Source organism: Salinivibrio proteolyticus (assembly GCF_027286365.1).
GTDB classification, from domain to species: domain Bacteria; phylum Pseudomonadota; class Gammaproteobacteria; order Enterobacterales; family Vibrionaceae; genus Salinivibrio; species Salinivibrio proteolyticus.
Map to the genome: position 1 here is coordinate 400,312 of NZ_CP114584.1, position 24,491 is coordinate 424,802.

At 44.4% G+C, this 24,491-nt stretch carries 24 protein-coding genes, 1 tRNA gene and 2 pseudogenes; 12 read left to right on the plus strand and 15 right to left on the minus strand.

All coding sequences use genetic code 11. The features are described from left to right. Positions 1-228: 228 nt before the first annotated feature. The 3 genes from N7E60_RS02015 (at position 229) to N7E60_RS02030 (ending at position 2,662) form a co-directional block, all read left to right on the plus strand. Complete coding sequence (locus N7E60_RS02015) at positions 229-474, plus strand: hypothetical protein (RefSeq protein ID WP_269597980.1); 246 nt, start codon at positions 229-231, stop codon at positions 472-474. 154 nt (positions 475-628) lie between these two features. Then, positions 629-704: transfer RNA gene (locus N7E60_RS02020), tRNA-Ile, on the plus strand. A 1,160-nt stretch (positions 705-1,864) separates the two neighbouring features. Continuing rightward, on the plus strand, positions 1,865-2,662 hold the full coding sequence (locus N7E60_RS02030) for a class I SAM-dependent methyltransferase (RefSeq protein ID WP_269597981.1): 798 nt from the start codon (positions 1,865-1,867) through the stop codon (positions 2,660-2,662). A gap of 21 nt (positions 2,663-2,683) precedes the next feature. Here the strand turns inward: N7E60_RS02030 and N7E60_RS02035 are convergent, their stop codons facing one another. Then, entirely contained in the window at positions 2,684-3,640 is a 957-nt protein-coding gene (locus N7E60_RS02035) for an IS110 family RNA-guided transposase (protein WP_269597982.1), read from the minus strand. Positions 3,641-3,981: 341 nt separating this feature from the next. Here N7E60_RS02035 and N7E60_RS02040 point away from each other — a divergent pair, with 341 nt between their 5' ends. Beyond that, positions 3,982-4,428, plus strand: coding sequence for a hypothetical protein (locus N7E60_RS02040; RefSeq protein WP_077674923.1), 447 nt, complete (start codon positions 3,982-3,984; stop codon positions 4,426-4,428). A 31-nt stretch (positions 4,429-4,459) separates the two neighbouring features. Here N7E60_RS02040 and N7E60_RS02045 read toward each other — a convergent pair. Next, a pseudogene (locus N7E60_RS02045) lies at positions 4,460-4,637 on the minus strand (IS110 family transposase); the annotation flags it as partial. Between the two features lie 473 nt (positions 4,638-5,110). On the opposite strand from N7E60_RS02045, the gene N7E60_RS02050 reads away from it, so the two are divergent. Further along, positions 5,111-5,779, plus strand: a complete 669-nt coding sequence (locus tag N7E60_RS02050) for a hypothetical protein (RefSeq protein WP_077674925.1) — start codon at positions 5,111-5,113, stop codon at positions 5,777-5,779. A 576-nt stretch (positions 5,780-6,355) separates the two neighbouring features. Here the strand turns inward: N7E60_RS02050 and N7E60_RS02055 are convergent. From N7E60_RS02055 to N7E60_RS02085, 7 genes are all read right to left on the minus strand, one after another. Next, on the minus strand, positions 6,356-7,894 hold the full coding sequence (locus N7E60_RS02055; RefSeq protein ID WP_269597983.1) for a replication endonuclease: 1,539 nt from the start codon (positions 7,892-7,894) through the stop codon (positions 6,356-6,358). Next, positions 7,878-8,141 carry a hypothetical protein gene (locus tag N7E60_RS02060; protein ID WP_077674927.1) on the minus strand — a complete coding sequence of 88 codons (264 nt, stop codon included), beginning with the start codon at positions 8,139-8,141 and terminating at the stop codon, positions 7,878-7,880. Before N7E60_RS02060 ends, N7E60_RS02055 begins: the two co-directional genes overlap by 17 nt. After that, the gene (locus N7E60_RS02065; RefSeq protein WP_077674928.1) at positions 8,134-8,376 is read right to left on the minus strand and encodes a helix-turn-helix transcriptional regulator; all 243 of its coding nucleotides are present in this window, start codon (positions 8,374-8,376) and stop codon (positions 8,134-8,136) included. Before N7E60_RS02065 ends, N7E60_RS02060 begins: the two co-directional genes overlap by 8 nt. A gap of 91 nt (positions 8,377-8,467) precedes the next feature. Then, positions 8,468-9,364, minus strand: a complete 897-nt coding sequence (locus N7E60_RS02070) for a hypothetical protein (RefSeq protein ID WP_077674929.1) — start codon at positions 9,362-9,364, stop codon at positions 8,468-8,470. Positions 9,365-9,490: 126 nt separating this feature from the next. After that, a complete protein-coding gene (locus N7E60_RS02075) occupies positions 9,491-11,152 on the minus strand; it encodes an anti-phage dCTP deaminase (protein ID WP_077674930.1) in 1,662 nt (553 codons plus the stop codon). A gap of 471 nt (positions 11,153-11,623) precedes the next feature. After that, positions 11,624-12,865 carry a site-specific integrase gene (locus N7E60_RS02080; protein ID WP_269597984.1) on the minus strand — a complete coding sequence of 414 codons (1,242 nt, stop codon included), beginning with the start codon at positions 12,863-12,865 and terminating at the stop codon, positions 11,624-11,626. Between the two features lie 318 nt (positions 12,866-13,183). After that, positions 13,184-13,321: a hypothetical protein gene (locus N7E60_RS02085; protein WP_269597985.1), complete on the minus strand. Its 138-nt coding sequence runs from the start codon at positions 13,319-13,321 to the stop codon at positions 13,184-13,186. A gap of 790 nt (positions 13,322-14,111) precedes the next feature. Between N7E60_RS02085 and N7E60_RS02090 the strand changes: the two genes are divergently transcribed. The 4 genes from N7E60_RS02090 (at position 14,112) to N7E60_RS02105 (ending at position 16,367) form a co-directional block, all read left to right on the plus strand. Next, positions 14,112-14,828: an HNH endonuclease signature motif containing protein gene (locus tag N7E60_RS02090; protein ID WP_269597986.1), complete on the plus strand. Its 717-nt coding sequence runs from the start codon at positions 14,112-14,114 to the stop codon at positions 14,826-14,828. A gap of 95 nt (positions 14,829-14,923) precedes the next feature. Further along, entirely contained in the window at positions 14,924-15,112 is a 189-nt protein-coding gene (locus tag N7E60_RS02095; RefSeq protein WP_269597987.1) for a hypothetical protein, read from the plus strand. Beyond that, a complete protein-coding gene (locus N7E60_RS02100) occupies positions 15,112-15,951 on the plus strand; it encodes an LPO_1073/Vpar_1526 family protein (protein ID WP_269597988.1) in 840 nt (279 codons plus the stop codon). The genes N7E60_RS02095 and N7E60_RS02100 overlap by 1 nt, the downstream gene beginning before the upstream one ends. A gap of 80 nt (positions 15,952-16,031) precedes the next feature. Next, positions 16,032-16,367 (plus strand): transposase, encoded by a 336-nt coding sequence (locus N7E60_RS02105; protein ID WP_269597989.1) that lies wholly within the window; start codon positions 16,032-16,034, stop codon positions 16,365-16,367. A gap of 336 nt (positions 16,368-16,703) precedes the next feature. Here the strand turns inward: N7E60_RS02105 and N7E60_RS02110 are convergent, their stop codons facing one another. The 3 genes and pseudogenes from N7E60_RS02110 to N7E60_RS02120 form a co-directional block, all read right to left on the minus strand. Then, a complete protein-coding gene (locus N7E60_RS02110) occupies positions 16,704-17,645 on the minus strand; it encodes a sce7725 family protein (RefSeq protein ID WP_269597990.1) in 942 nt (313 codons plus the stop codon). Next, positions 17,645-18,529, minus strand: a complete 885-nt coding sequence (locus N7E60_RS02115; protein WP_269597992.1) for a sce7726 family protein — start codon at positions 18,527-18,529, stop codon at positions 17,645-17,647. The genes N7E60_RS02110 and N7E60_RS02115 overlap by 1 nt, the downstream gene beginning before the upstream one ends. A gap of 268 nt (positions 18,530-18,797) precedes the next feature. Continuing rightward, positions 18,798-19,262: pseudogene (locus N7E60_RS02120) on the minus strand (replication endonuclease); the annotation flags it as partial. Between the two features lie 316 nt (positions 19,263-19,578). Between N7E60_RS02120 and N7E60_RS02125 the strand changes: the two are divergent. Beyond that, the gene (locus N7E60_RS02125; protein WP_408642331.1) at positions 19,579-19,764 is read left to right on the plus strand and encodes a BrnT family toxin; all 186 of its coding nucleotides are present in this window, start codon (positions 19,579-19,581) and stop codon (positions 19,762-19,764) included. Further along, a complete protein-coding gene (gene brnA / locus N7E60_RS02130; RefSeq protein ID WP_069587979.1) occupies positions 19,751-19,993 on the plus strand; it encodes a type II toxin-antitoxin system BrnA family antitoxin in 243 nt (80 codons plus the stop codon). Before N7E60_RS02125 ends, brnA begins: the two co-directional genes overlap by 14 nt. A gap of 186 nt (positions 19,994-20,179) precedes the next feature. Here brnA and N7E60_RS02135 read toward each other — a convergent pair whose 3' ends face one another. The 3 genes from N7E60_RS02135 to arcA all read right to left on the minus strand — a co-directional run bounded on the left by N7E60_RS02135 (position 20,180) and on the right by arcA (position 23,769). After that, complete coding sequence (locus N7E60_RS02135; protein WP_269597994.1) at positions 20,180-21,325, minus strand: DUF3103 family protein; 1,146 nt, start codon at positions 21,323-21,325, stop codon at positions 20,180-20,182. Between the two features lie 400 nt (positions 21,326-21,725). Then, a complete protein-coding gene (locus tag N7E60_RS02140; protein ID WP_269597995.1) occupies positions 21,726-22,349 on the minus strand; it encodes an outer membrane protein in 624 nt (207 codons plus the stop codon). A gap of 199 nt (positions 22,350-22,548) precedes the next feature. Next, on the minus strand, positions 22,549-23,769 hold the full coding sequence (gene arcA, locus N7E60_RS02145) for an arginine deiminase (RefSeq protein WP_077455377.1): 1,221 nt from the start codon (positions 23,767-23,769) through the stop codon (positions 22,549-22,551). A gap of 329 nt (positions 23,770-24,098) precedes the next feature. Here arcA and rraB point away from each other — a divergent pair, with 329 nt between their 5' ends. After that, positions 24,099-24,482, plus strand: a complete 384-nt coding sequence (gene rraB / locus N7E60_RS02150; protein WP_077455376.1) for a ribonuclease E inhibitor RraB — start codon at positions 24,099-24,101, stop codon at positions 24,480-24,482. Positions 24,483-24,491 lie beyond the last annotated feature (9 nt).

Sequence of the window (24,491 nt, forward strand, 5' to 3'; positions counted from 1 at the left end):
AAGCCTATTGCCGCATGCAAGCGCAACATGTTGACCAGAAATCCATCATTCTGATGTTTTTCTGACCGGGAGGGAGCTTTTTAAACGACAGCTGACACGCCTAAAAAACCGGCGACAAACTCCGCGCGCCTTTTACCAACCCATAGCGTCTCAATGACAGAACACCGCTGGCATCGCGAGATACTGATTTTGTCCTCAAGGGCAACGACAAAAACGAAGGAGAAAGTGATGAAAGCACACAACAAAGTACTCACCCTAAGCGCATTGATGATGATGGTTGGCCTAGCCGGCCCTGCTATGGCAAACGATGAGCCAATGCAGCCAGCAAACGGACAGCCTGCTGTGACCTGCCCAGACGGAAGCACCGACTGTGATACCCAGCCGATGCCAGAAGAAGACAACAGCACTTGGCCTGCTGAAGAAGAGAACACTTGGCCCGCCGACGACACTAGCCAAGACCCTGCGATGCAGTAAGGCGAAGACAACCTAAGTAAGCAAAGCGTGAGTGCCGCCACATTGGCGGCGCTTGTTTTGGTTTTACCGCGCTAAGTGCTCAAAAAGCATACTGAATTCACCCCCCTTACAGCTAGACACCCTGTCGGGCATCCCCTATAATCCCAACCCACTCGGCCCCTTAGCTCAGTGGTTAGAGCAGTCGACTCATAATCGATTGGTCCCCAGTTCAAGTCTGGGAGGGGCCACCAGTTATAGAAAGGCCTGAGAGGTTAGTAACCACTCAGGCCTTTTGCTTTTTATTTTGCTGTGTAGCATATATGTAGCAAATTAATCGCTCTTAAACGTCCTTTTGATTCGCACTCCCCACCTGCCATACCCATTTTCAGGTTCGATATTAGTGATAGCTGGCTTGAGCACAGCTTTCGAATAGACCGCTTTTGTACCCATATCACAAAACATGTGCCATCTAACATTTTGGATAACAGCGCACGAAAACCCACACACGGCTTGATACACTCATCTACAAATTTGCCAATACGATGGCGTGTTAGGTGCCGACAACTGATCGGCGGTAGCATGGCTAACTACTGGATGTTTGACCAGCTTATCTGCTAGATAGAGCCAAAAGCGTGCGCGTTTATCCGTGACAGATGCACACTATCCCAGAATGGATGACAAAAAGAGCCAATTCGTCATGCGTTTACAGATTCACGCTTGGGGATGGTGTGAATACCTGAGTAGTGATAGGCGGCATGCACACTTTCGCGGAAGAACAGTATCGATTAAAGAGTAAAAATCCACGTGGGATCAGTCGGTTAGGTAGAAAATTGTGCGGATAACGATTTTGGGAAATCGAGTATGCGCGCTAATACAATGTTATGTGCTTGTGATATACCGTGTTTTATAAATAATAGAGGTAAAAATAATGATTGATGATATGGATAAAATTTGTGATGGATGTGCTTTGCCTGGAAGTTGTTGCACGTGTTCGTATTGTGATGAATGTGGACAAAAGGAACATGAATGCATTTGTGAAAAATGTGATGGTTGTGGTGAGTTAAGCGATTTTTGTTCATGTTCTACTTGTGAAAATTGTGGAGAAAAAGAAGAAGAGTGCGAGTGTTCATATTGTGATGAATGTGCAAAGTTGGAAGAACATTGTACTTGTTAAAGGTGATGTTCTTTTATGAGCTATTCAACTGTGGAATCTAAAACTATAACAATATGAATAAGTTATGTGGTTCTAGTTTAACGGCCAAGGCACATAACAATCTGTTTAAGAGTGATTCGCAACGCGTAGCATTGTTGCTATGCGTTGCGTTTAGTGTTTAAGGTGGTCTGCGGTGACATCGGTATTGCGTTGCTCACACCTTAACAGGGCGTTAACTGGCAAAAGGAGTATTTAACATTGGAAGAGCTTATAGCCCAATATACGGGTGCAAATGAAGATGAAAGGCTAACTCGGCAGTACATCGCACAGCTAGAGTTTGACACAACAATGCATAAACTAATGCCCTATTTGTCAAAAGGTAAATCGGTGTGTGAATTGGGAGCAGCTACAGGTCGCTATTCTTTGACTTTTGCAAAAATGGGCTGTGATGTAACAGCTGTAGAGCTTGTGCCTGACCAAGTCGACATTTTAAATACCAAAGCAAAATCTGAGGGCATCGAATTAAAAGTGTTTGAGGGTAATGCATGTGACGTTCCATTTATCGAAAGTAATTCTCAAGATGTTTGTGTAATCCTAGGCCCTCTTTACCATTTGAAAACTCAACTTGAAAGAGAGCTGGCGATAAACGAAGCATTGCGAATTTTGAAGCCGGAGGGAGTGTTAGCAGTTGCCTATATATCTCGTTTTTTTGTCGCGGGGATGTTCGCTCAACAGTTTCCAGAACTGGTGACTCCAGAAGTACTAATCGAACTAAATAAACATGGTACAGTTTCAAGCTCGAAAGCAGATACCTTTTTCAATGTAGGGTATTTCGCCACACCAACTGAAGTGGAAAGTTTGTTACAAGACAAAGGTTTCAGTGTTATCGGACACTCTGCGACAGATGGTTTTGGTCGCTATATATCTAACGGTGTAAATAACTTTACGCCATATCAATATCAAATTTGGTTAGACTATCACTTAGCAAATTGTGATGAACCAAGTTTACTGGGTTCAAGTAATCATGGTTTAGTCGTCGCTAGAAAAGCCAGTTAACAAACGAGTATGTCGTCAATCCTAAATTTTAGCGAGATTTTTATCCCACATCACGCCGTCTCTGAGCATCGAATTTAAGATCACTACCATCTTGCGCACACAGGCAATAATGGCGACTTTTTTCGGCTTTCCAGCGGCGACTAATCGGGTATACGTCGCTTTAAAAACAGGATTACATTGCATCGCAGACATCATCGCCATATATAACACGGTACGAACTTGAGCACGTCCACCTTGGATCACTCGTTTGCCTTTATATCGCCCACTTTCTTTTGTCACGGGTGCAACACCAATGAGTGATGCCGCTTGTTTGTTAGTTATATAGCCCAGCTCAGGGACGTTACTGATGATAGATGCTGCCGCAATGCTGCCAATGCCAGGCACGCTTTGTAAGAGCGTATTTTTAGTCTGATATTCAGGGCATGCTTCAATCAACTTCACGAGTTTTTGTTCGATGTTGGTGATTTGATTTTTCATCGCAGTGAGCATGGGTTTGATGGTTGAATGCAAGGTTTTGGGCAGTATCTGCAAGCGGTTCTTTTCCATCGTTTGCATAGATAGGAGCTGGTTTCTCCTGATGACTAAGTCACTCATTAGACGTATATTTTCCGCCTTGATAATGGTGATTTCAGGCTTAATGGCGTCGCCATAATGTGCAATTAACTCAGCATCTAAGCGGTCATTTTTCGCTCTGCGGCCAATGGCGCCGGCGAAGCGTTTAATGTGCACAGGGTTGGCGCGTACGATGGGTAAATTGGCTTCAATACACGCGAGCACAAAGGGCATTTCTAATCGGCCAGTGGCTTCAATGATGATGCGCTCAGGCTGATATGGCTTGATGATTTTCAATGCATCTTTAATGCCTTTATCAGTGTTTGGCACAGAGAAGAAGTGCGCAGTTGGTCTGACGTAGATGTCGAGTTGCGCTTTGCCGGTATCGACGCCGATGTAGATGTTTTGATTGGATGCAGTATTCATAATAAGCTAACTCTTGTTTGCGTAATACGGGTTCGAGACCCAGTCGAGTATTCGAGTTTGGTGCTTGGAGTTCTAAGGTGCGTTCATGTTTGTTATCGGTCTCTCGACAGAGGAGCCAGCGTTCAATCGAACTGCACATTAGAAAGCTTTAGTTGCAGCTAAAGCCTGGGTCTCACTTTACCCAAATACGGGTGAGATTATCCATACAAAGCGTTTAAGACGGATTCCCAACGCTTGGCATTTTCGGTTTATTTCAGCTTAAGTGTTTACGGCACAATGGTTTAGGTAGGGTGGTAGGCGTTGCTCACCACTTAACGCGGCGTTAGCCATACGAGGTAAGTATGTCGGAATATAAATTAACAGAAGAAATAATTAAGCTGTCTCAATCGCAGCTTTGGGATGTAGCTAAATCTGAATGGACTCTGTACGAAATATACGAAGCAGACGAGCCAGAGCGTTGTTTGTGTGGGCATTTCCCTATCATTGAAATTTGTAACCTTAAGAACAAGTTAAATTCTAACTATGCGACTGTTGGAAACTGCTGTGTTAAAAAGTTCATTGGTTTACCATCAGATAAAATTTTCCAAGCAATAAAGCGAGTTAGAAAAGACGATGAGAAATCGTTAAATGCAGAGGCAATATCTCATGCTTACGACAAAGGTTGGATTAATGATTGGGAAAAAAGCTTTTACTTAGACGTTATGCGAAAGCGCAAGCTTACTCGAAACCAACTTGACAAAAAAATTCAAATTAACAACAAATTAGCAAGCAAAATGAAGCGTGCATAAGTATGGCTAACAAACGAGTATGTCGTCAATCCTAAATTTTAGCGAGATTTTTATCCCACATCACGCCGTCTCTGAGCATCGAATTTAAGATCACTATCATTTTACGTACACAGGCAATAATGGTGACTTTTTCGGATTTTCGGCGGCGACTATCGAGTATACGTTGCTTTAAAAACAGGATCACATTGCATCGTAGACATCACCGCTAATGATCGTTCTTACGTAGGAGCTAGTGAAAGTACACAGTGTCACATAGCGCATTGCTCACGTACATCCGACCAATCAACCAGATGACGGGAAAAGAGTTGGCGCGCGTAATCAGATGCGCATGCCAGCGATAAATGAGATTTTTCTCTTGATGCAACAGCGTATTGCCTAATAGGCGGCCTATACGTTTAATCGCATGTTTAACTGAGGTTTGCGTCTCAAGCATACGCCCAAACTTGTTGAGGGGAATCAGCCGTTTTTTGTGAATTTTGGTGCACTTCTTTGACAGTGTTTGTAGTAGGATTTGGTCATTACGCATCGTTAGCATCGCTATTGAATCTGCCTGTGCCAAGTGTGTTTTTGGCGAAATTCATTAGATCAGAGGGAGCGATGCGTGTCTACCTCATTGTTTCAACTGATATTTATGAGGGGATTCGCTAGACAACGGCGTTATGCATACATTAATTGAGGTTTGATGAAAAATTTTGATTATCCTAGTGGCGTAGTTTTCATAGCATTAGTCGTCACCTGCATTGGGTTTGGTTATATGTTGGGAACAAGCTCCATAGGTAATAGCCTTTTTGGATCTTTTATTTTCTCTTTGTTTTCGAGCTTTGTGTTTTTCTTTCTTACTACGAAATTATCAGAAAATCGTAACCAAAAAAGAATTAATAGAGTTATTTATCCAAAATTGAAAGAACTTGTAGATCAAGTTGAATATGCTGTCGAAACATGCATTTTTAATGAAAAAGTAGCTAAAGGTTATATTGCTGCTAATGCAGATATTGATACGGTTAGTCGTTGGCTAGAACGAGGCTCTGCGCTAGACGTAAGCATAGATCGTTCAAATGGAATTATTCAATATCCAAACTGTAAATACGAACCTAAGACCTATAAAGATTTGCTTGTTATCTACACAGTAATTCCAGTAATAGAGTATCTCGGAGAGCTGAAACCGTACTATTTTGCAATCGATAAAGACATACTTGATTGTCTGGCTAAAATAAATAGTGCACATTATCTTCGGATAACAGGTAAAGAGCTGATCGAGTTGAATGATATATTTTTTATCCCTCCACATTTTATTGAGTTTTGGTCTTTGGTTCGAGAATTACACAATCGTATAGAATATTTGAAAATGTAAGCATAACAAACGCTTCAAGAGGGACAGTGGACTTGATCCGTTTTACTGGACACGCATCGACGACCTGAGGAGGTCAGTATGCCAGCCTATAAAACGAGTAAAAAGACAGCACAATATTCATCGATATGGAGCGTTTGGTATGGTCAAGTCCCTAAAAAACTGGCAATTTTTTCAAGAAGAATAGTAGAGTAAGAAATGAACGAAGAAATATCGATAGAACACGAAGGTGTCGTCCACACAGCAGAGTATTCAATCTTTGATGATGTACTTACGGTTTATCTGCCAGATGGCACCACCAGAGACACTGAATTGAGAGGCCTTAAGCCGGAATCAACGGCAAGGACTCATCTTCGTGCGTACATCCAAAGAAACGCTTAAGAAGCTTGAGTAACTAGTCCTGCTAAGGTAATCCACGCTCTGCGCCTTTTCGGGCTCAGCTTTGCCAGCATATATCTAAAAGCTTCCCCATTTCATCTTCGCCAGTGCAAGGCGTTGGAGTTTGTTCGGCGTTGACCATATCAAATTTCCGATAAAATACAGTTATTCACAGAACTCCAAGTAAAAGCGCATCTGTCTTCATGACAGATGCCATTCGTTGGTTCGGGTGATGATGGCCTTTCCGCCTGCTGAGATGCCTTTAAGCACCTTTAAAAGCTCGTCTTCGCTATACATAGACGTTTTCACCACGCCTGTATCACTATCAAAAGCCAGCTCATAATGAGGGGCTATAGCCTGCTCTGTGCGCTTGCAGAATACGCCCCCCATCAGATCTGTAAAGCTTTTCCAGTTGCCTTTGTCGGCTGCGCCGTGAATATCCTGCACTAGCTGACTTTCTGCCATCATTGCCTTTAAGCGGCGTAATTCACGCCAAACCGTCACCGAACACCCTCCCAGCTGTTGAAATTGGCGAATGCTCCAGCACGCCGCCCATGCATCGACGCGCGCCGCTGCACATTTCGGGTCTTCACCGTAGATACCTGCATCAAGATGATCACCGTCGATGTTTTTTGAGATGTATTTCGCGATATACCCCGTCGCTGAGCCCTTGTTAGGGTCAATCTTCACTTCCGTAAAGCGGTGCTGCTCAGCGCCTATTTCGTCGCCATCTTCCCGTAAAGCGTAATCTCTCATGGTAGTGATGAGGGTGTCGTAATGCGCAGGTTCGACGAACAACAGCAAATGCCAATGGGGTGTACCGTCGTGCTGTGGCTCCACAACGCGAAAGCCATAGAATCGCACTTCCTCGCGCTGTAGCTTGGCACGCATAAGTTTCCAAATGTCGTTGAGGTAATCTTGAGCCTCAGCAGGCGTATAGCCTCCCCATTTAGGGTTTTCATCGCCCGTTGTCGCATAGCTGCGGTGATATTTAGACGGGCACGTAATGGTGAGGAAGGTCGCCACATGGCCGAGCTCATTGGCTAGATCTTCAAAACCTCGCGCCCTCACCATGAGCTCGGTTTTGCGAATTTTCGGATCAGCGACGCCCTTTTTCGATAATTCCAGCAGGCTAAAGCTTTGCCCTAGTTGATTGGTAACTGTCGTGTTCGCAAGGTATTGCTCTTGGTGAAACTTTTGAGAAGCGCGGGCGCTTAGGGTTTCTTCGGAGCAGTAGATAGATTTGCGACGGTTTACCTCATTGAGGTGTCGCATCACGGTTTCAATGTTCTTGCGCTGGGCTTTTCGAAGTTTGCGCAGCCACCATGATTTATCGGACATACGACGTAGCCGACCCTCTAGGGTGTATTTCTCCTCATCGGGAGGCAGCACGCCAAGGCTGGCACATAGGGCGTGTAGGGTAGCGATTGTTTGCTGTTCGTCCCCCATTAATTCACGCCTAATCGCCAGTGCGGAATCAACAAGGTTTTCCGCCTCTTCTCGCAAGGCGTCTTCTGAAATATTGAGGTTTAACTTTTCGGGCGACACGGTGAGCTTGCTCATCAGGCTGTCGGTGAGCTCGCGTAGGTAGGTGTTTCGCGCTTGCTTGTTAGAAATAGCGCGATAGTGCTTGAACAGGATTTTTTGCGCTTTATCCGGCAAGCGACAAAGGCGCTCTTTCACGAACGCCTTATCATCCCAGTCAATTTGAGAAAATTCAGTTTCAGGAATGGCTAACATCTAATGCCCTCCCTGCTGGTGTGAGCTCAAAAACATACCACTTGATACCGTAGGGGTAGGTGGTTCGGTACGTGATGAGCTTTTCTCGATAGAGCTTAAAGACAGTGCGTGGGTTTAATTTCATATCAAACCCTGTTGAGCCAATGTATCCGGCCTGATTGACGCGATAATCAGCACATAGCTCAAACCAATGCCCTGCTTGCATCGTACGGATAACCGATTGTTGATGTTTATTCAGCTTAGGCATGCTCACGCTCTCCATAGCTGAGGTGCGCCTGTTTGCGGTGCTGATCTAACCAGTTATCCAAATCTTCTTTGAGGTAACGTACCGCGCGGCCAATTTTGATAAATGGTGGCGCTTCGGTGCGGTTGAGTCGATGGCCTTCCATGCGTGATTGACGTAGGAAAGAACGGCTCATACCGATGTAAGCAGCGGTTTCTTGTTCTGTGTATGCGCGTTTATGAATGTGTTCAGTGTGCATAACGATATCTCCGTGTGTTCGTTGGGAGATACCGTAAGCGTCCCAACTAGCTTGGGACGCTAGCTGGGATAATGGCTGGGACAGTTTTTATCTAAAGGCTTTTACGGATATCAGAGACGTAGTTTTTGAAGGTTTTGTAAGTGATGCGATTGATATGATCCCCACGGCCAAACCACTCGATTTCGTCATGGTTGATGCCCGTAATGAGGCCGTCTTCATCAATCTGGTGAGCGTCGTTTTGATGGTCTCGCTTGATGGCATGCCAAACCTTTAGGGCTTTAGCGTCGCGATCCCCTGCCAATACTTTTCGAATCATGATTTTGATGGGGTGGGTTTCAATATTTCCGGTATCAGGGGCGGAAATGCTTCGGCCTGTTTCGCCCTCTGGGCGTAGGTCTAAGGCGGTATTGACGGCCTGCAAATCAAACCGCAATTGGTCAGCATCTATCGCCAATGGCTTGGCCTCTAACGCCCTACCTGTTTTGGCTAGGGCGTCCCATAGGCCTGAAAATCCCTGACGACTCCATTCCTCTGGGCCTGCTTGGGCCAGTTGCCTCGCTTCTTGCCCATAGGTCGCCTTGGTGCCTATGGCCCCATAGGCCATAAAGGGGGCCATAGGCCTCTGGGGCAGGGAGGATACCCGAGTAAATGGGCCGTTCTCGGCGTCTGGGAAATCGTTTTTGACCTCCCGCCAGTGGCTAACGCGGTCAGGTTCCAGTATCAGGGCGTGACGAATAGGAGCGGTTTTTGAATGAATACAGGCTATTGACTGGTCTTGTGTTAGGCCTAGTACGCCCTTGTAGGCGAACAGGTTTGCCAGAGTAGGCCTATGGCCCTCTTCGGCCGCAAGCATCGCCCCCATCGATTTTTCATCTACCCATGCGCACAGGGAAAGCAGCCCTTCCTCGACAGCGGCCAATAGGTCGCCTTTGGTGATAGGGGTGACATCGTGGATTTCATCTAGGCGGTAAAAGCGACGGTTTTGCATCCTTAATGCCTCTATAGTATTTAAGGATTAGATAGATTTACTATTTCCAACGATAGGAAATTGAAATGTTACCCGACAACCTCATTTTTATAATTGCTGTCGGGAAGTGTTTTATATCAAATAACCTTATGAATCATTGCCTTCTTTATTGACGAGTATCTCTTGATGCTGTCTCACTACTCTATCCTCATAATCTCGATAACTGTCTAAGAACTGAATATCTATATGTGATATTTTATCTTTTGTATACCGTCTGGCTTCCCCGTTTTTTTTACGAGCCCCACCGTTCATGAAGAACCTTTGGTATCTTCTTGGTGCAACACCCTCAAAAAGTTGAAATATGACCTTACCAGACTGCTCTTGTTCTGTTATTGCATCATCGTGAAGGTCAAGAGCAAGACTTTTTTCATAAGGCTCAATGTAAATCACTTTCGTTATCCCTGCAGCAACAATATGGCGTGCGCAGTTGTGGCATGGGTAAGTGGTCGAGAAAAGGATCTTTCCAGAGGTCGACTCATTACCGTGTCTTGCCAGAGATATAATTGCATCCATCTCTGCATGAATGGCTCGGGAGTATTCAATTAAAGATCCAATAGGTGTCTTATTGAATTTATTAACAGTATCTTCAATCCATGTGAGATTAGTTTTTTGCTTATTTTCAATAAATGATTCTATTAATGGGGTTATTTTTTCTTTTTCTAAATCTGTTTCATTAGTAATCGTGTTGATTAAATTAATCTTTAATTCATCTATTAGCTCTATAACGGAGTTAGAAAGGATATCTCTTAGTTTGTTAAAGTTTTTATTCTTGTGATAATCGTTGTAACATTTCCCTCCTTTGTGAATACACCTAAAGTCGTTTTCTTTATCTTCAAATAAATATAGGCCACCTCCTGCTTTTGGTACATCATTTCGACCTGTTGCTAATACAGTACCGTCCTCATCTAATATCGAGGCGCCTACTTGTCTAGATAAGCAACTAGACTGGAGGGATGAAGAAAAAGCAGAAAACATACCTTTTTCTTCTATTGTGGGGCTTAGGCCATTCTTTCCGTGAATTAATCCGATAAATCTTTCTGCTTTATTTTTTAGATCACTTTTATGACTATGATTATTCCTGATAAAAAAGTCAGCATCTAAAATTGTTTTTGCAGAATGTTGTCCATAGCCTTCATTAGACTTCCTATCTCTATGAATTATATTGTCTATATCTTCTGGTTTTATACCTTCATCTCTGAGGTTTCTTTTCCTTTGACTGAGCTCTCTCAACGAACCTATAAAATAAAAGTTGTTTTGGTAAACAAGCCTAAGAAGCTCTACTTCTGCTGGGTTTTTAAGTTGATCAATTAAAAATGCTGTTTTTGAGTTAACCTTTTCTTCTGATTTAATGTTTTCTTCACTTTTTTCTTTTTCTCTATATTTTGATATTTCTTGAACTGCAGCTTCAACTAAAATAGTCTGTCTATATTTTTCACGTAATTTATCACCTAAATCTTGTAGCTTTATATATCTCTCCTTCGGATCTGAAGGCTTTTTTTCTTCACTTAGTTGCAGTATAAGATCACTAATAAGTATGTGAACACACGTGTAGCCATGATCTTTTAAAGATTCTTCTAGTGCTAAACGTAATGACTTTATGCCAGAACCAACAGCACCGCAAAATCCAATAATTAAATCATTAGCTTGACGTTCTTCGATTAATTCTATTGGGTCTTTGTTTTCTGAATTATGGGAACTATTTTGGTTCAAGGAACCACTAGGAGTGGTTTTTCTCTGAGGACTTGCCATCTATTATGCTCTCCCTTGATAGCTTTATAAGCAATGGAGAGCATAATAATGTATGGAAAACGAGATGTATGTGACGAGCTACCAAGTCTGCTTGTTGGCTCGTGATAGGATTCGAGCAAGTGCTAGATCATCTGCTTTCTTAGCCGAGTAAGAATGTAGATTAACAACGTTGGGTTGCTGGGTATTTTCTTTGGTCTCTTTTTTCTTGTAAGAGTTTGATTTTAAATGTCTTTTGTTAGCTATTTCTTCTATCATTTTTCCAGCCTCACTCTGAGTTGTGCACATTCTACTCAAATCATCACTAGAATCAATGAGACATTAATGCCCTAAACACACAACCGCATTATTGTACAAAAGGAAAATGCGAGCCAATTTAAAGGTGTTTTTTGCGGAGGCCATCATCCTCTTATCCCTAAATTACTTTTTAGGAGGCTCACATAAGTGATTGATAGAAAATGCATACCTAGTTGTTTACCTTTTCCCAATCAAACTAACAGCCGCTGCCTTATGCTCTGGTGCTAGGTGGGCATATCTTAGCGTCATTTTTAGGTCGGCGTGGCCTAGTAGCTCCCGAACGGTATTGAGATCGACGCCTGCCATCACTAGCTTACTGGCAAAATGGTGTCGGAGGTCGTGGAAGTTAAAGCCTTCAATATTTGCAAGCCCTAATACGGTTCCCCACGGCTTTTTAACGTCGGTAAGCGGTTGGCCGTTTTTGCCCTCAAAGAGGTAGGTGGCCTCGGGATTTTGCTCTCGCCAGCTTGCCAGTGTGTCATAGGCTTCATTGTTGAGTGGTACTATGCGGCCTTCTTTTGATTTTGCATTCCCGCCGCGCACTTGAAGATAGCGTTCAGAAAAATAGATATCACGCCATTCAAGGCTGAGTAGTTCGCCTCGGCGTAGCCCTGTGTTGATAGCTAGCAGGATAAGAGGCTCTACATAATCCACGAACGTGACATCATCTAAGCATGGATACAACGAGTAATTACGTATAGCCCGATGCTCATTGGCCGAACGGCGAGCTAGGCGAATATCTTGGTCTCGATGCTTGATAGCATGCCGTAATCGCTTCTCTTCCATGTCGGTGAGATAGCGTAGGCGGGTATTGTCGGCCTTGATGGCTTTCACTTTGGTCAGTTCGTGTGATTCGATTAATCCCCATTCAACAGCGCGAGATAATGCGCCTTTAAGTGAGTTCACACTGTGATTAATTGTCGATGCGGCTTTACCCTTTTTCCGTTGCTCACTTCGCCATTTCTCAACTTCCCATGCGGTAATTTGGTCGAGCTCTTTATCCATCAAAAACGCAAAGCGGCTTTTTATGTGGTTCACAATACGCTGGGCCGTTTTCGGGTTACGGGTTTGCAAGTAGGGTAGGTATCGCTCGTCTAGGTAAACGGGGAGTTTGAGGTGTTTGCGGCGTTGGCTTTCTTGGCGCGCTTGCTTCCTTTCATCATGTACGTTGTTCCCTTTGGCAACGTCACCTGCCTTTTGTTTAGCAAGGTCACGCGCTTGGGCTGGGGTTAGGTCGTGTGCTGTTCCGAGCTTGTAGTTAACCTGTTTGCCATCATGTCGGTAGTAGAGGTAGTAAACAATGCGCCCCGTTGCTGAGATACGAGCATGAAAGCCATGAATCTCGGTATCGTTGATGCGTTTATCCTCAACCGAAAACTGCTTGATACTGCTTGCGGTGATCTTCTTTTTAAGAGGCATGATGCTTTGCGTCCTTGGTGTCTACCCATCGATTCTGTGTAGCATATATGTAGCAAATCAATCATACTTCCATGAATTTTGATGAACAAGGAAAAACAAAGAAAACGATATAAATACATGATATTATTGGGTTAAATTGTTCTTCTTTGTTCGCTGCGGTTCATGCAAAAACACCCAAAAAGCGTCTCATAATCGATTGGTCCCCAGTTCAAGTCTGGGAGGGGCCACCAGTCATAGCAAGGCGTAGCAGGTTAGTACCTACTACGCCTTTTTGTACCTGCTGATTTTTAGTCAAACACTTAGTCAAACAAGAACGCACTACTCTTGCTGTTTCGCATCAAAATAAATCAGGTGACAAATCGATAGCTCAAAACGCTGGATTAGGGTAGAGAAATAGAAAAGCCCTAATAGCTGCGTTTGCAAGGGCTCCAATTGCCCAAGGAGCGCACCTTCCATCAGGGCTTAAATTCGTTTTGAGATCAATAATCTAGCTCAGTGTTCACAGCTAATGAGGATAAACGTTTACTACGTGAACACAAATGGCATATAGCCGATAGATCCTCCGAGAGGATTGTGTGAACTATAGAAAAAGTCCCAATGGCTGCGTCGGCTTGGGCTCCAATTGCCCAAGGGGCGCTCCTTCCATCGGGACCGAGCCACAAAACTAGTTCCCAAACTAAGTCTTGTCAATCGAGACTGCTCTAGCATTTATTTGAAGTGACTATTTATCGAGATAGGGCTGATGTCCGCTAACCTAACCTAACCTTTAGCTGAGCCAAAGCCCACCTTTGTATCCATATCACAAAACCTGTGCCATCTAACATTTTAGATAACAGCGCACGAAAACCCACACACGGCTTGATACACTCATCTACAAATCTGCCAATACGATGGCGTGTTAGGTGCCGACAACTGATCGGCGGTAGCATGGCTAACCACTGGATGCTTAACCCGCTTATCGGCTAGAGACAGCCAAAAGCGAGCACGCTTATCCGTGACCGATTCGCACTATCCCAGAACGGATGATAAAAAGAGCCTATTAGTCATGCGTTTACAGAATTACGCTTGGGGGATAGTGTGAGTACCCGAATAGAGATAGGCAGCATGCACACTTTCACGGAAAAGAGATGTCCGATATCGGCAGTAAATTACATTGATAACAGTGATTTAGCTAGGAAAGAGGGCGTATATCGGTTTTGGGAAATCGCGCATGCGCACTAATGCAATGTTATAAGGAATATCGATAATGAGCACATATCAGTCTGATAGGCCAGCAATACCAGCGAATCTTAGACGGGAAGTCGAGGTAGAGGCGGGACATGAATGCTCAGTAACAGGATGCAATGAACATACATATCTCGAAATTCACCATATCAATCAAAACCGAGAAGATAACCGAAAGGAAAATCTAATTCTTCTATGCGATAAGCATCATAAAATGGCACATGCCGGAGTAATTGATAGGAGAGCCCTGCATAGTTATAAGGAAGCTCTTAGGGCTCGTCTAAATAGCAATGCATTTGTTAGGGGGCAGGAGGGCGATAGAGCCCATCGCTTTTTAAACACAGTAGCAGACATTCTTTCTTATAATGATTGTGGTGAGGTTTCATCGGTAGGCTCTGAAACAGGGTATTGGTTTGAGCAAGAAGTCTATGTCAAATTGAGTAACTTTTTTCAGAACATACATATCTATAATTTAGAACTTAGGTCTTATGACCCAAGCGTAAGGGATAGGCAGGATCGAATAGTCGATCTAATGCGGCAGGTTCTTAATATTAGAGAGCAGGATAATTATCATTATAATGGTAGCTATTGCGCAAAATTCATTCCAAAATCTGCCCCAGGTACTTCTGAGTATGACAATGAAATATCTGCACAGATAAAGCTTGTAAAAGATAAGTTACTGGAAATACAAAAATTAGTATTCGAGTTATGGGGCTATGTAGAGAATAGGTTAGCCTAGTCTTCCTTATAACAAGTCACTGCACTCGGAAATTTTACTCGTTTCACTCCTAAAATTCCGGTGAGTGAGGCGTTAGCACTCAAGGAGTAATCACTATGATTGAGTTTCTTCAAAATAATTATGAATGGATATTTTCAGGCTTGGGGTCGAGTATTGTTTTTTGGTTTGTCGGATATAAACAAGGCTATAACAAAGCGGTCAATCAAGATATGAAAGTAGGAAATGGAAGTACTGCAGTGCAAGTAGGCGGAGATATGAAAGGAAATGTTGGGGGAAAAAACTAATGTTCGAAAAACAGAAACAGGATGTTGGTGAGAACTCCTCTGCAATTCAAGCCGGAGGGAATGTAACGATTACCCCTTATCAGGAGTTGCGCGCAATATTTTTGGACTTATTTGAATTAAACTTCCCAAGAATCCAGCAGGCAGCTAGAGAAACCGCTGATAAGCGTGTCGAGGCAATGCTGGATGAGCTCAAAAAATCTTTTGAGAAGCACAAGAATAAAATTGATCCAAGCAAGTTTGAAGAGCCTGCAATGCAATATGAAATGCAAGCAATGGCAGTTGATGTTGCAAGGAAGGGTGAAAAAAGCAACGTCGATTTGCTGTGCGAGCTTTTCTGCACAATGATGTCTAAAGACTGCCCCGAGTTAATAGAGCTAATTGCCGCAGAAGCCAGACGTATTTTGCCAAATTTATCTCAGAAGCACGTTAGCTATTTAAGCTTGGAGGTATTGATTAATGAGGCGGCATTTAATGCACCAAATCTCCAAATTGTAGATCAAACAATTGGTCAAACACTCGCGCATATTTCGTCTTGTTCAAAAACTACTCATGGGGATTTACAATACATCTCGGTTTCAGGTGCTATTGTCGCTCGCCAAATAACCCTCGTTGGTTTGACGCCATCATTCCTCAAGGAAATCCCAGAGCTAAAGGGAAAGAACGTGGAGCAATTGATAGAATACTCAAATAAGAACGGCTTACGTAATATTGCTGAGCTTCAAGAAATGATAGCAAAGTGTCATATAGGACATTTTCAATTAACTGCTGTTGGGAGATTAATCGGCTGGCTAAACTTGTCAAAATATTCTCAAGTCGATGTAAAGCAGCTATTCAAATAAAGTGCTAACAAGGCCATTAAATTCGCTCCTGGACTTGATCCGTTTTACTGGACACGCATCGACGACCTGAGGAGGTCAGTATGCCAGCCTATAAAACGGGTAAAAAGACAGCGCAATATTCACTAGACTTCAAACTAAAAGCGGTTGAATGGAGCTATGAGACGCATCGAACAGTGAAGTCGGTTGCAGAGGCGCTTGATATCCACCCATTCATGCTATCGAAATGGCGTAAAGCGTATCGAGGTGGAGAGTTTGGTATGGTCAAGTCCCTAAAAAATAAAGTGAAGCCAGACAAGGCGAAGGATGAGTTATCGGCACTCAAGCGACGGATCACGGAGCTTGAAGAGGAGAACGATATCTTAAAAAAGTGGCAACGCTTTCAAGCAGAACAAAGGCGCAAGCCTACCGATTCGTAAAGCAATATAGTGATGTTTACTCAGTAAAGAAGCTTTGTAGGCATCTTTCTGTGTCTCGTAGTGGCTATTATGATTGGCTAAGCCGCGGACAGTCAGGACATGCGCGCGCAGATAGTGAGCTAGGCGCAGAGATAGCGTTCATCTACGGTAAAAGCGAATGTTATTAATAAAAGATGTGTCCGTTAAAGTGAATCAAAATCAGATTTGCGTGTCTAGTAAAACGGAGCGAGTCTACTAGTAATAGGAAGGCCTAAGAGGGCAGTAACCACTCAGGCCTTTTGCTTTTTATTTTCTTGTGTCAGTTATATAGGCCAATGGATTCATACTCTTTCTATTTCAATCGAGTAATCTATCTATAAGCTCTAAGTGATGTCGCATTGAAAGCTTCTTAACGTAAGCAAGACTTGTTTGTTTACCTGAATCATAGATCAAGAAAAAATCTTTAATGGCTTCGGTGTAGCTTTCTGGTTCCCAAGCCTCTCGAACGTATAAGACCAATTGTTCAATAGCTTCTGCCGCTAAAGTCGCACCATCCTCAACAGCCTCTCTAGGATGAGATAAGAAATGATGGACCCACACTTCTTCGCGCTGTTTTTCTTCATATGTAATGTGGATAGCACAAGCTCGAGCTTGCCCTCCACCTTCAGTGAAGTGATCACCTACTATTGAATAGTCTCCGAACCCGAAATATCCATCCTCTTCATATGAATAGACTAAGTCACTAAAGAACTCTTCGCCACCATAATCGGAGTTCCTCTCCAACTTGTTAAAGCCATCCTCCAATAGAACGTTACTATAATCGCTAAATTTTTTTCGATAGCGAGTGCCTGTACCTTCTTTGATGAATATATTAAAAGAAAAGTTATCTATTGAATTAATTAGTTCTTTTATTTCATTAACTTCCTGAATGCTAGATTCGTGAATTAGTGAAACCGAATATTCTTTATAGCCATTAAGAAATGCTTTTATAGTCTTAATTGGTGTTCCGTCATTTATTCGAAAGCCAAACTCTATTCTAGAGTTTTTTTGAACGCATTCGCTGATAAGGTATTCAATTTTCTTTGCGTTTCGTTGATAAAACCCCTTAGATGGATTAACTATAAGTATAAATCCAGCACCAACTTTTTCTAGCTCCTCGCAGAAACGTAAAATATCACGTGTGCTTTCATTTACTGGTTCAATTATGGGCTTAATATTATTAACACTTATATGTGAATCGATTGTATCGCGTAGTGCAAGGAGTTCGAACTGGCGTGCTCTAAAGAAGGGAAAGTACATTATGCCTCCGAGTGCTGTATTGATTCCATACCACCGCTAAAAACTGCTCTCAATGTCTCTACTTCTCGAAGATTTAAGCTTGTCGAAAGTAGAACTGAAGTTAAAGATGGTGGTGCCGACTTGATCAACTCAACCTTCTCCTTACGAAGTCTCCTAGACCTAAGTGCATTTAGAAACTCTCTATGCACAACCTCACTATTTAGCGTTAAGAATAGCTTTCTACAAGCTTTTTTAAGGTCTACAGGCTTACATTGAGGAGTAAAGCCAAATTGGTTTTTTATCGCTTCGATGTACTCATCACGACGTAGGCAAGAAAAAACGCTATTTGGATCCAGCTCGTACATGTTAGAGTGTGCTTCTCGTATAGTTCGTAATGTATATCTTTCAGTAAGAACGATTACACCAGTTTTACAAGGGATTCTAGGTAACCAACTATCAAGACATTTTTCTGGAAGAACGACATTTACGTTATCAAAAACCTTGAAATAGTCATATAGTTGACCTTCTAAACGTTCGAAAGAGTCATACTCGGTCTTTATTTCATAAGCAGAAGTTGTTCCATTCGCTATCACTACATCTGCGATTGAGTTATTTACACGAAACTCTGAAGAAAAGTAGCAGCTTTTAGAAAAGCGATGCTTACCTCTTATGATTTTCTCAGCAATAGCATTTTTGTACACATACTCATTTCTATATGAGGCTACCAACTCCTTGTAAGCTGTATCGAACAGATGTACAACGCTCGAACACTCACGGTTCGTAAGTAGATGCTCTATATATCCAGAAGATGCAGGAAGACCTGAAACACCTTTAGAAATTAAAGCTTTAATTGCTTTTGCTGAAAAAAGAGACGCAATGTCTCTCTGTCGATTAAGATTACGCATAACTCATTGCTTATTGTCCAAACCCTGCAAATTGTACTCTAGACCAACCAAACGTAAAGCTCATCTCAGCAGATACCAATATGCTGCCTTAAAGATAATTCATCCGATACCAAACTGATCACATATACATACCAGAAAAGTGAGAGATCATTCGTAACTATAAAAAAATACAGTTATTCACAGAACTCCAAGTAAAAGCGCATCTGTCTTCATGACAGATGCCATTCGTTGGTTCGGGTGATGATGGCCTTCCCGCCTGCTGAGATGCCTTTAAGCGGCGTAATTCACGCCAAACCGTCACCGAACACCCTCCCAGTTGTTGAAATTGGCGAATGCTCCAGCATGCCGCCCATGTATCGACGCGCGCCGCGGCACATTTCGGGTCTTCACCGTAGATACCTGCATCAAGATGATCACCGTCGATGTTTTTTGAGATGTATTTCGCGATATACCCCGTCGCTGAGCCCTTATTCGGGTCAATCTTCACTTCCGTAAAGCGGTGCTGCTCAGCGCCTGTTTCATCGCCATCTTCCCGTAAAGCGTAATCTCTCATGGTAGTGATGAGGGTGTCGTAATGCGCAGGCTCGACGAACAACAATAAATGCCAATGGGGTGTACCGTCGTGCTGTGGCTCCACAACCCGAAAGCCATAGAATCGCACATCCTCGCGCTGTAGCTTGGCACGCATAAGCTTCCAAATATCGTTGAGGTAATCTTGAGCCTCAGCAGGCGTAGTGGTCAACCAAAATTGGCCTCGGTGTAAGAGAACAAGGATCAGTTCAGCAAGGGCAGAGCAACCAAATTCGACAATTGCGGATTGATGGTTTTGTAATGGCTTCTGTTCAGGGGTCGAGCTCAGTATGCATTCCCACGCGGGAGCGTGGGAACGAGTTTAGCGGCGAGCTCGGCTGAGCTATACCACTTGCTAGTAGATTGCACAGTATGCAAAAAGAGTATAATTTTTACTCATGCGTGGATTTGAATTCGATGAGAACAAAAGCAGGTTAAATGTGACTAAGCATGGAATTGACTTAAAGACCGCGTAAGGTTTGTGGGACGATCCTTATCTTATTGAAATTCCTGCCAAGACAAGCGGTGAGCCAAGGTATGTGGTGATCGGCATGTTAAACGGTAAGTATTGGTCTGGCGTAATCACATCTCGTGGTAACAATATTCGGATCATTTCTGTCAGGCGTTCACGGAAAGCGGAGGTGAGCTTATATGAAAGCGCATGAATTTGATGCCAAGTTTGAGAGTGACGATGACATTGTAGATGATCTTGCTCTATCGAAAGCTAAGCGTCCAAGACAAACCCAGAAACGGGTGAACGTGGACTTCCCCGAGTGGATGTTAGCCTCCTTAGATCGTGAGGCTAGCCGGGTGGGCGTAACACGTCAGTCAATCATTAAAATGTGGTTGGCAGAACGGCTGGAAAATGTATCGCATCATCACACACCCGAATAATCTACGTATAAACGCGCTAACGTTAAGCATCGTAACAGGGAGTTGACTTAGTCACTCCCACGAACGAGCGCGGAAATGAGTCAGTATGTGAACGAGCACTAGCAACTACCATGCTTGTTGTTGCGACGAAAAACGCAGCCCCACGGCTGCGTTTTGTCTATCTAGCTCAATGAAACCAAGCCTGGATTATTGAGTTGGCTCGATAACCAGAGGCTCCCAAGTAGCGGTGGCGTTGCCGCCAGCACCGATGTGATCTTGGTAGGTGCGGTCTTTGAGGAGGGTGTAATACACGTCCACAAAGTCATCATCGTTGGTGAGCCAGCCGTCGGGGATGGCTTCGATGATCTTACCGGTGATTTTGGTGATCACACCGTAAGCTTGCACTTCAAGATCGGGGATTGCTGCAATGATATCGCTAGCAATTTCGTTGAGTTTAAGCGCCAGCTCTTTGTAGTTGGTGCCGTCGTCTTGTTCCATCAAGATAACGTCCGCGGCGCCCCAACGATAACGCTCCCAGTGGATCATTACCTGATTAGGATGATAGGTGGTTTTGTCGTAATCCAAATAAGGCATATCCACAATGTCGAGCGTCGGTTCGTCACGGCTTGGGTTCACACCGGTCACAATGGCATACACTTCCGCCGCACCTGAGATCCAAGGTTCTTTGTCATCTTCAAGGCGAATCGTTTTCAGCACTGTGGTGTGAATGGGTTGTGGCTCTGCTGCCATCATCGGGGCGCTGCGACGAACGCGCGGTGCTGGATTTTGCTCTGCGAGGGTGCGGCGCATCACTTCTAGGCCAGCTTTCAGTGAGGCTTTGCCATTGGTGTCGACCACTAAGACAGGGCGGTCTGGCATTTGGTAGACGTCGAGCCAATGGGTATTGCCTTCAATGTCAAATGCTTCGATTTGAGTCCATGTTTGCTCATCGCCAGCAGGTTCAAAGGCGAACAGCGGAGATTGACCCGCTTGCCAGCGTGCGAGCATGCTTGGGTCGGCCAAGCGAACTTCGAGCAATTGGTCGGCCACTTCTTCGACGCCTTGCGCTTCACGCAATGCACGGTCGGCGCTGTATAGCTGCGAGTCAATGCTGCGTTTACTGCGCGCGCTACGCGCTTGGGGCTCGGTAAGTGATGAGAGTGACGCGCTTAAGCTGTAGCTGTTAATGCTACGGTGCAAGGTCGGCGCAATCAGCTCGTACTGTTGGCTCAGTTGTTTGGCGGTATCGCGCTTGATCTCAACCACGGTGTTGTCTGCACTGCCGGCAAAAGCAGGAGCAAGAACTTGAGTAAGACCGGCAAATAGCAGCGAAATCAGTGTTTTTTTATTCATCGCATTTCCTTTTAGTTGTGTTCCAACTGACGTTAGCGAGGCTAACGCTTTGTATCTTGCGATGCTTGTCTTCAAACACGCTATCTCTAATAAAAAGGGCTGTGAACATAGTTCACAAAAAACATGAAACTCTAATGCGAAATTAGTAATTTTTGGCAGTAGAGTAAACACTCAATACAAAAAAGGAATGATAAAAGTGGGGTTTTTGTCTGGATGTTAAAAGCGAAGTGGTGACAATAACGTACTGTATTATTGAGTAATTCAATAGGTATTTGGTGATAAATCTGGCTAATAATAAATGTCAGAAATGAGAAGGCACGCTGAGTGTAAACATGATGGTAGCCGGTAAAACCGTAAGCGGTGGCCGAGACAATCGGCCACCGTTAGGTCAGGCGAAATCTTAGAAGGTGTAATTGAAGCCCAAAAAGGCTTGATGGGTGTCTTCAAAGGTAATGCGTTGGCCTAGCAAGACATTGTCGTCTTTTTCGAGTTTTTCGTAGCGGTAGCCAAGCTCGAGACTAATGTGGTCGGTAAAGTGATGACCAATCGATGTGCTAAGACCGGCGGCAATACCGTCAGTGTCTATTTGAGAGGTGAGCGTTTGTCCGCTGGCACGTGCACTTACATCAAGCGTGTTGTAGTAGTAGCCCACACGGCCGCCTACGCTGATGTAGCTTGCGGGCGTAAAATGGAAAAGGTAATCACTGCCCACACCGTATTGGTAGCCGTCGCGGCTTAACGTGAATTGCGAGCCTGTCGCAGATAACTCACGGTAAGACACTTCGCTTTCGCCATTACGCTGTAAAAAACCATAAACGCGTAGGTTGGGACCAAAATAGCTACCGACCTTCAGCGTCGCCATGGCGCCATCGTCGATATCATCGGCCAATTGTTCGGTAACAGGGCCGCTTGTTTCGCTGCCATAGCGAATATGCCCGAGTTCAGCGCCAAGATAGAGTAAATTGGCAAAAGTGGGTGTCACATATAGCGCGGCAATTAAGGCAATATAGGGAATGGTTTTCATTGTTTGCTTCTTTTTCTCAATGGTTAGGTTGGGGTCCCATCCATTGGGTTGCTGCGACAGCTTATAGTGTGATCCGTGTCAAAAATCGGCAGGAGTATATAGTGAGTTTAAAGTTTGTGCAATCTTTATCTTTTTGCAGTTTAACCCTTTGTAATTAAAGAATTTAAAAGCCGCTGACAAGGCAGCGGCTCACAGGCGGTTAGATACCGTCGCGTTCAAGCGGGCAGCTCATGCAGCGCGCGCCGCCGCGACCTCGTCCGAGCTGATCTCCGGGCACAGATAATACCTTGATACCGGCTTTATCATACTTTTCATTGGTGTACGTATTGCCTTCGTAGCCAATGACAACGCCAGGACGTACGGTTAGCACGTTGTTGGCGTCGTTCCATTGCTCACGCTCGGCCGCGTAGCTATCACCACCGGTGGTAATGATATTGAGTGGGCCGACATCCAGCGCTTTTTCAATCGCGGTGAGGTAGCAAGATTGCGCTTCCACGTTCAGGCTATCTTCCCCTTTGCGGGTTAAGCGCCAGCATGGCAAATCAGGACGCATCACGGTGGGGTAGACCGAGAAGGTATGCACATCCATATGGGTCATTACGGTATCAAGGTGCATACAAGAGCGGCTTTTTGGCAGTTGTACCGCAATCACTTCTTTGGCTTGTCCACTAAACAGCAGGCTTCGCGCCAATTGTTCAACCCCTTGAGGCGTGGTGCGCTCCGACATGCCAATTAAGACGGCGCCGCGGCCAATCACTAATACATCGCCGCCTTCAATCATGGCGTTGTCGTAATCACGCACTTCATCACCGAGGTAATTAATAAACTGGCTTTCTGCAAATTCGGGATGCCAGCGATAAATGGCGCGCAGGTGATTGGTTTCACGTTGGCGCGCAGATTTTGCCATTGGATTGAGTGAGACACCGCCATATACCCAGCAGGACGTATCTCGGGTAAATAAGTGGTTCGGTAGCGGCTCAATCACGAAATCGGTTTTCTCGTGCATCGCTTGCATCATTGAGGATGATTGCACGGGCAAATCAATGTAGCTTAATCCGCCGAGTAAAATGTCGGCGAGTGCATTGTGATCGATATCGGCCATGTAGGCGCGCACGTCGTTAGCAAATTGGTAGCCGAGGCGGTATTGGTTGAGTTGGGTGTCGAGTAGCCATTGTTTTGCTTCTGGCACGGCGAGGGTTTCAACCAGCAAATCATGAAGCAAATAAACCTGCACCCCTTCGTTGGTTAAGGTGCGGGCGAACATATCATGCTCTTCTCCGGCTCGTTCCACCGCCAGAACATCATCAAATAACAGCTCATGGCAGTTCGATGGCGTCAGGTGGTTTAACGCTCGTTCAGGGCGGTGAAGCAATACCCGCTTCAGTTGCCCAACTTCTGATCCAACGTAAAACTCACTCATGGTAGGTCCTCTTTTTCCTTTCTACGGGCCAGGCAATGAGACAGACTACATCGCCTTACACACGTCATTGTGTGTCACCAGTGGTGCGGGGAGTGCAGGTCTTGCTCGAGGGACGGGCGTGTCTCATGTCCTCCTTGGATGGTCGAATAATGACAACCTTCTGAAAGCAGGTCAATGTTACAATTCACTAACAATCCCAGCGAACTAGCAAGGTCACAGAAAATTCATCAACTTGGCGACTTTCTGGTCAGTTTGCCTTTTTATCAACGTGGCATTTTTTGCTAAACCGTGCCATATTGCGCCCCACATTCACTATTTGGAGTCGCGGCATGTCACTGGCAGAAATGATTCAAGAGCAACAAGAAGATACTCGCATGATTATTGAGGAGCTTCTGGCGGATGGAAGCGATCCGGATGCGCTTTACACCATTGAGCATCACCTATCGGCTGCCACGTTTGCTGAGTTAGAAGATGCCGCTGTTGAGGCGTTTAAACTGGGCTTTGAAGTGGCGGAAGCCGAAGAGCTAGAGCTGGAAGAGGGCGGAACCATCGTCTGCTTTGATGCGGTGATGGAAACGGCACTCAATGCCGAGCGTATTGATGAGCAAGTAGAAAAGCTAATGACGCTTGCTGAAAAACACGATATCGATTACGACGGCTGGGGCACGTACTTTGAGTCGGGTGAAGACGAAGACGGCGACGACAACGAATAAGTCGGCCAT

Excerpts from the sequence above, each read along its gene's own strand:
- N7E60_RS02015 (WP_269597980.1), top strand. The coding sequence starts at position 229 with ATGAAAGCACACAACAAAGTACTCACCCTAAGCGCATTGATGATGATG.
- N7E60_RS02035 (WP_269597982.1), bottom strand. The coding sequence starts at position 3,640 with ATGAATACTGCATCCAATCAAAACATCTACATCGGCGTCGATACCGGC.
- N7E60_RS02040 (WP_077674923.1), top strand. The coding sequence starts at position 3,982 with ATGTCGGAATATAAATTAACAGAAGAAATAATTAAGCTGTCTCAATCG.
- N7E60_RS02050 (WP_077674925.1), top strand. The coding sequence starts at position 5,111 with ATGAAAAATTTTGATTATCCTAGTGGCGTAGTTTTCATAGCATTAGTC.
- N7E60_RS02055 (WP_269597983.1), bottom strand. The coding sequence starts at position 7,894 with ATGTTAGCCATTCCTGAAACTGAATTTTCTCAAATTGACTGGGATGAT.
- N7E60_RS02060 (WP_077674927.1), bottom strand. The coding sequence starts at position 8,141 with ATGCCTAAGCTGAATAAACATCAACAATCGGTTATCCGTACGATGCAA.
- N7E60_RS02065 (WP_077674928.1), bottom strand. The coding sequence starts at position 8,376 with ATGCACACTGAACACATTCATAAACGCGCATACACAGAACAAGAAACC.
- N7E60_RS02070 (WP_077674929.1), bottom strand. The coding sequence starts at position 9,364 with ATGCAAAACCGTCGCTTTTACCGCCTAGATGAAATCCACGATGTCACC.
- N7E60_RS02075 (WP_077674930.1), bottom strand. The coding sequence starts at position 11,152 with ATGGCAAGTCCTCAGAGAAAAACCACTCCTAGTGGTTCCTTGAACCAA.
- N7E60_RS02080 (WP_269597984.1), bottom strand. The coding sequence starts at position 12,865 with ATGCCTCTTAAAAAGAAGATCACCGCAAGCAGTATCAAGCAGTTTTCG.
- N7E60_RS02085 (WP_269597985.1), bottom strand. The coding sequence starts at position 13,321 with ATGGAAGGTGCGCTCCTTGGGCAATTGGAGCCCTTGCAAACGCAGCTA.
- N7E60_RS02090 (WP_269597986.1), top strand. The coding sequence starts at position 14,112 with ATGAGCACATATCAGTCTGATAGGCCAGCAATACCAGCGAATCTTAGA.
- N7E60_RS02095 (WP_269597987.1), top strand. The coding sequence starts at position 14,924 with ATGATTGAGTTTCTTCAAAATAATTATGAATGGATATTTTCAGGCTTG.
- N7E60_RS02100 (WP_269597988.1), top strand. The coding sequence starts at position 15,112 with ATGTTCGAAAAACAGAAACAGGATGTTGGTGAGAACTCCTCTGCAATT.
- N7E60_RS02105 (WP_269597989.1), top strand. The coding sequence starts at position 16,032 with ATGCCAGCCTATAAAACGGGTAAAAAGACAGCGCAATATTCACTAGAC.
- N7E60_RS02110 (WP_269597990.1), bottom strand. The coding sequence starts at position 17,645 with ATGTACTTTCCCTTCTTTAGAGCACGCCAGTTCGAACTCCTTGCACTA.
- N7E60_RS02115 (WP_269597992.1), bottom strand. The coding sequence starts at position 18,529 with ATGCGTAATCTTAATCGACAGAGAGACATTGCGTCTCTTTTTTCAGCA.
- brnA (WP_069587979.1), top strand. The coding sequence starts at position 19,751 with ATGAAAGCGCATGAATTTGATGCCAAGTTTGAGAGTGACGATGACATT.
- N7E60_RS02135 (WP_269597994.1), bottom strand. The coding sequence starts at position 21,325 with ATGAATAAAAAAACACTGATTTCGCTGCTATTTGCCGGTCTTACTCAA.
- N7E60_RS02140 (WP_269597995.1), bottom strand. The coding sequence starts at position 22,349 with ATGAAAACCATTCCCTATATTGCCTTAATTGCCGCGCTATATGTGACA.
- arcA (WP_077455377.1), bottom strand. The coding sequence starts at position 23,769 with ATGAGTGAGTTTTACGTTGGATCAGAAGTTGGGCAACTGAAGCGGGTA.
- rraB (WP_077455376.1), top strand. The coding sequence starts at position 24,099 with ATGTCACTGGCAGAAATGATTCAAGAGCAACAAGAAGATACTCGCATG.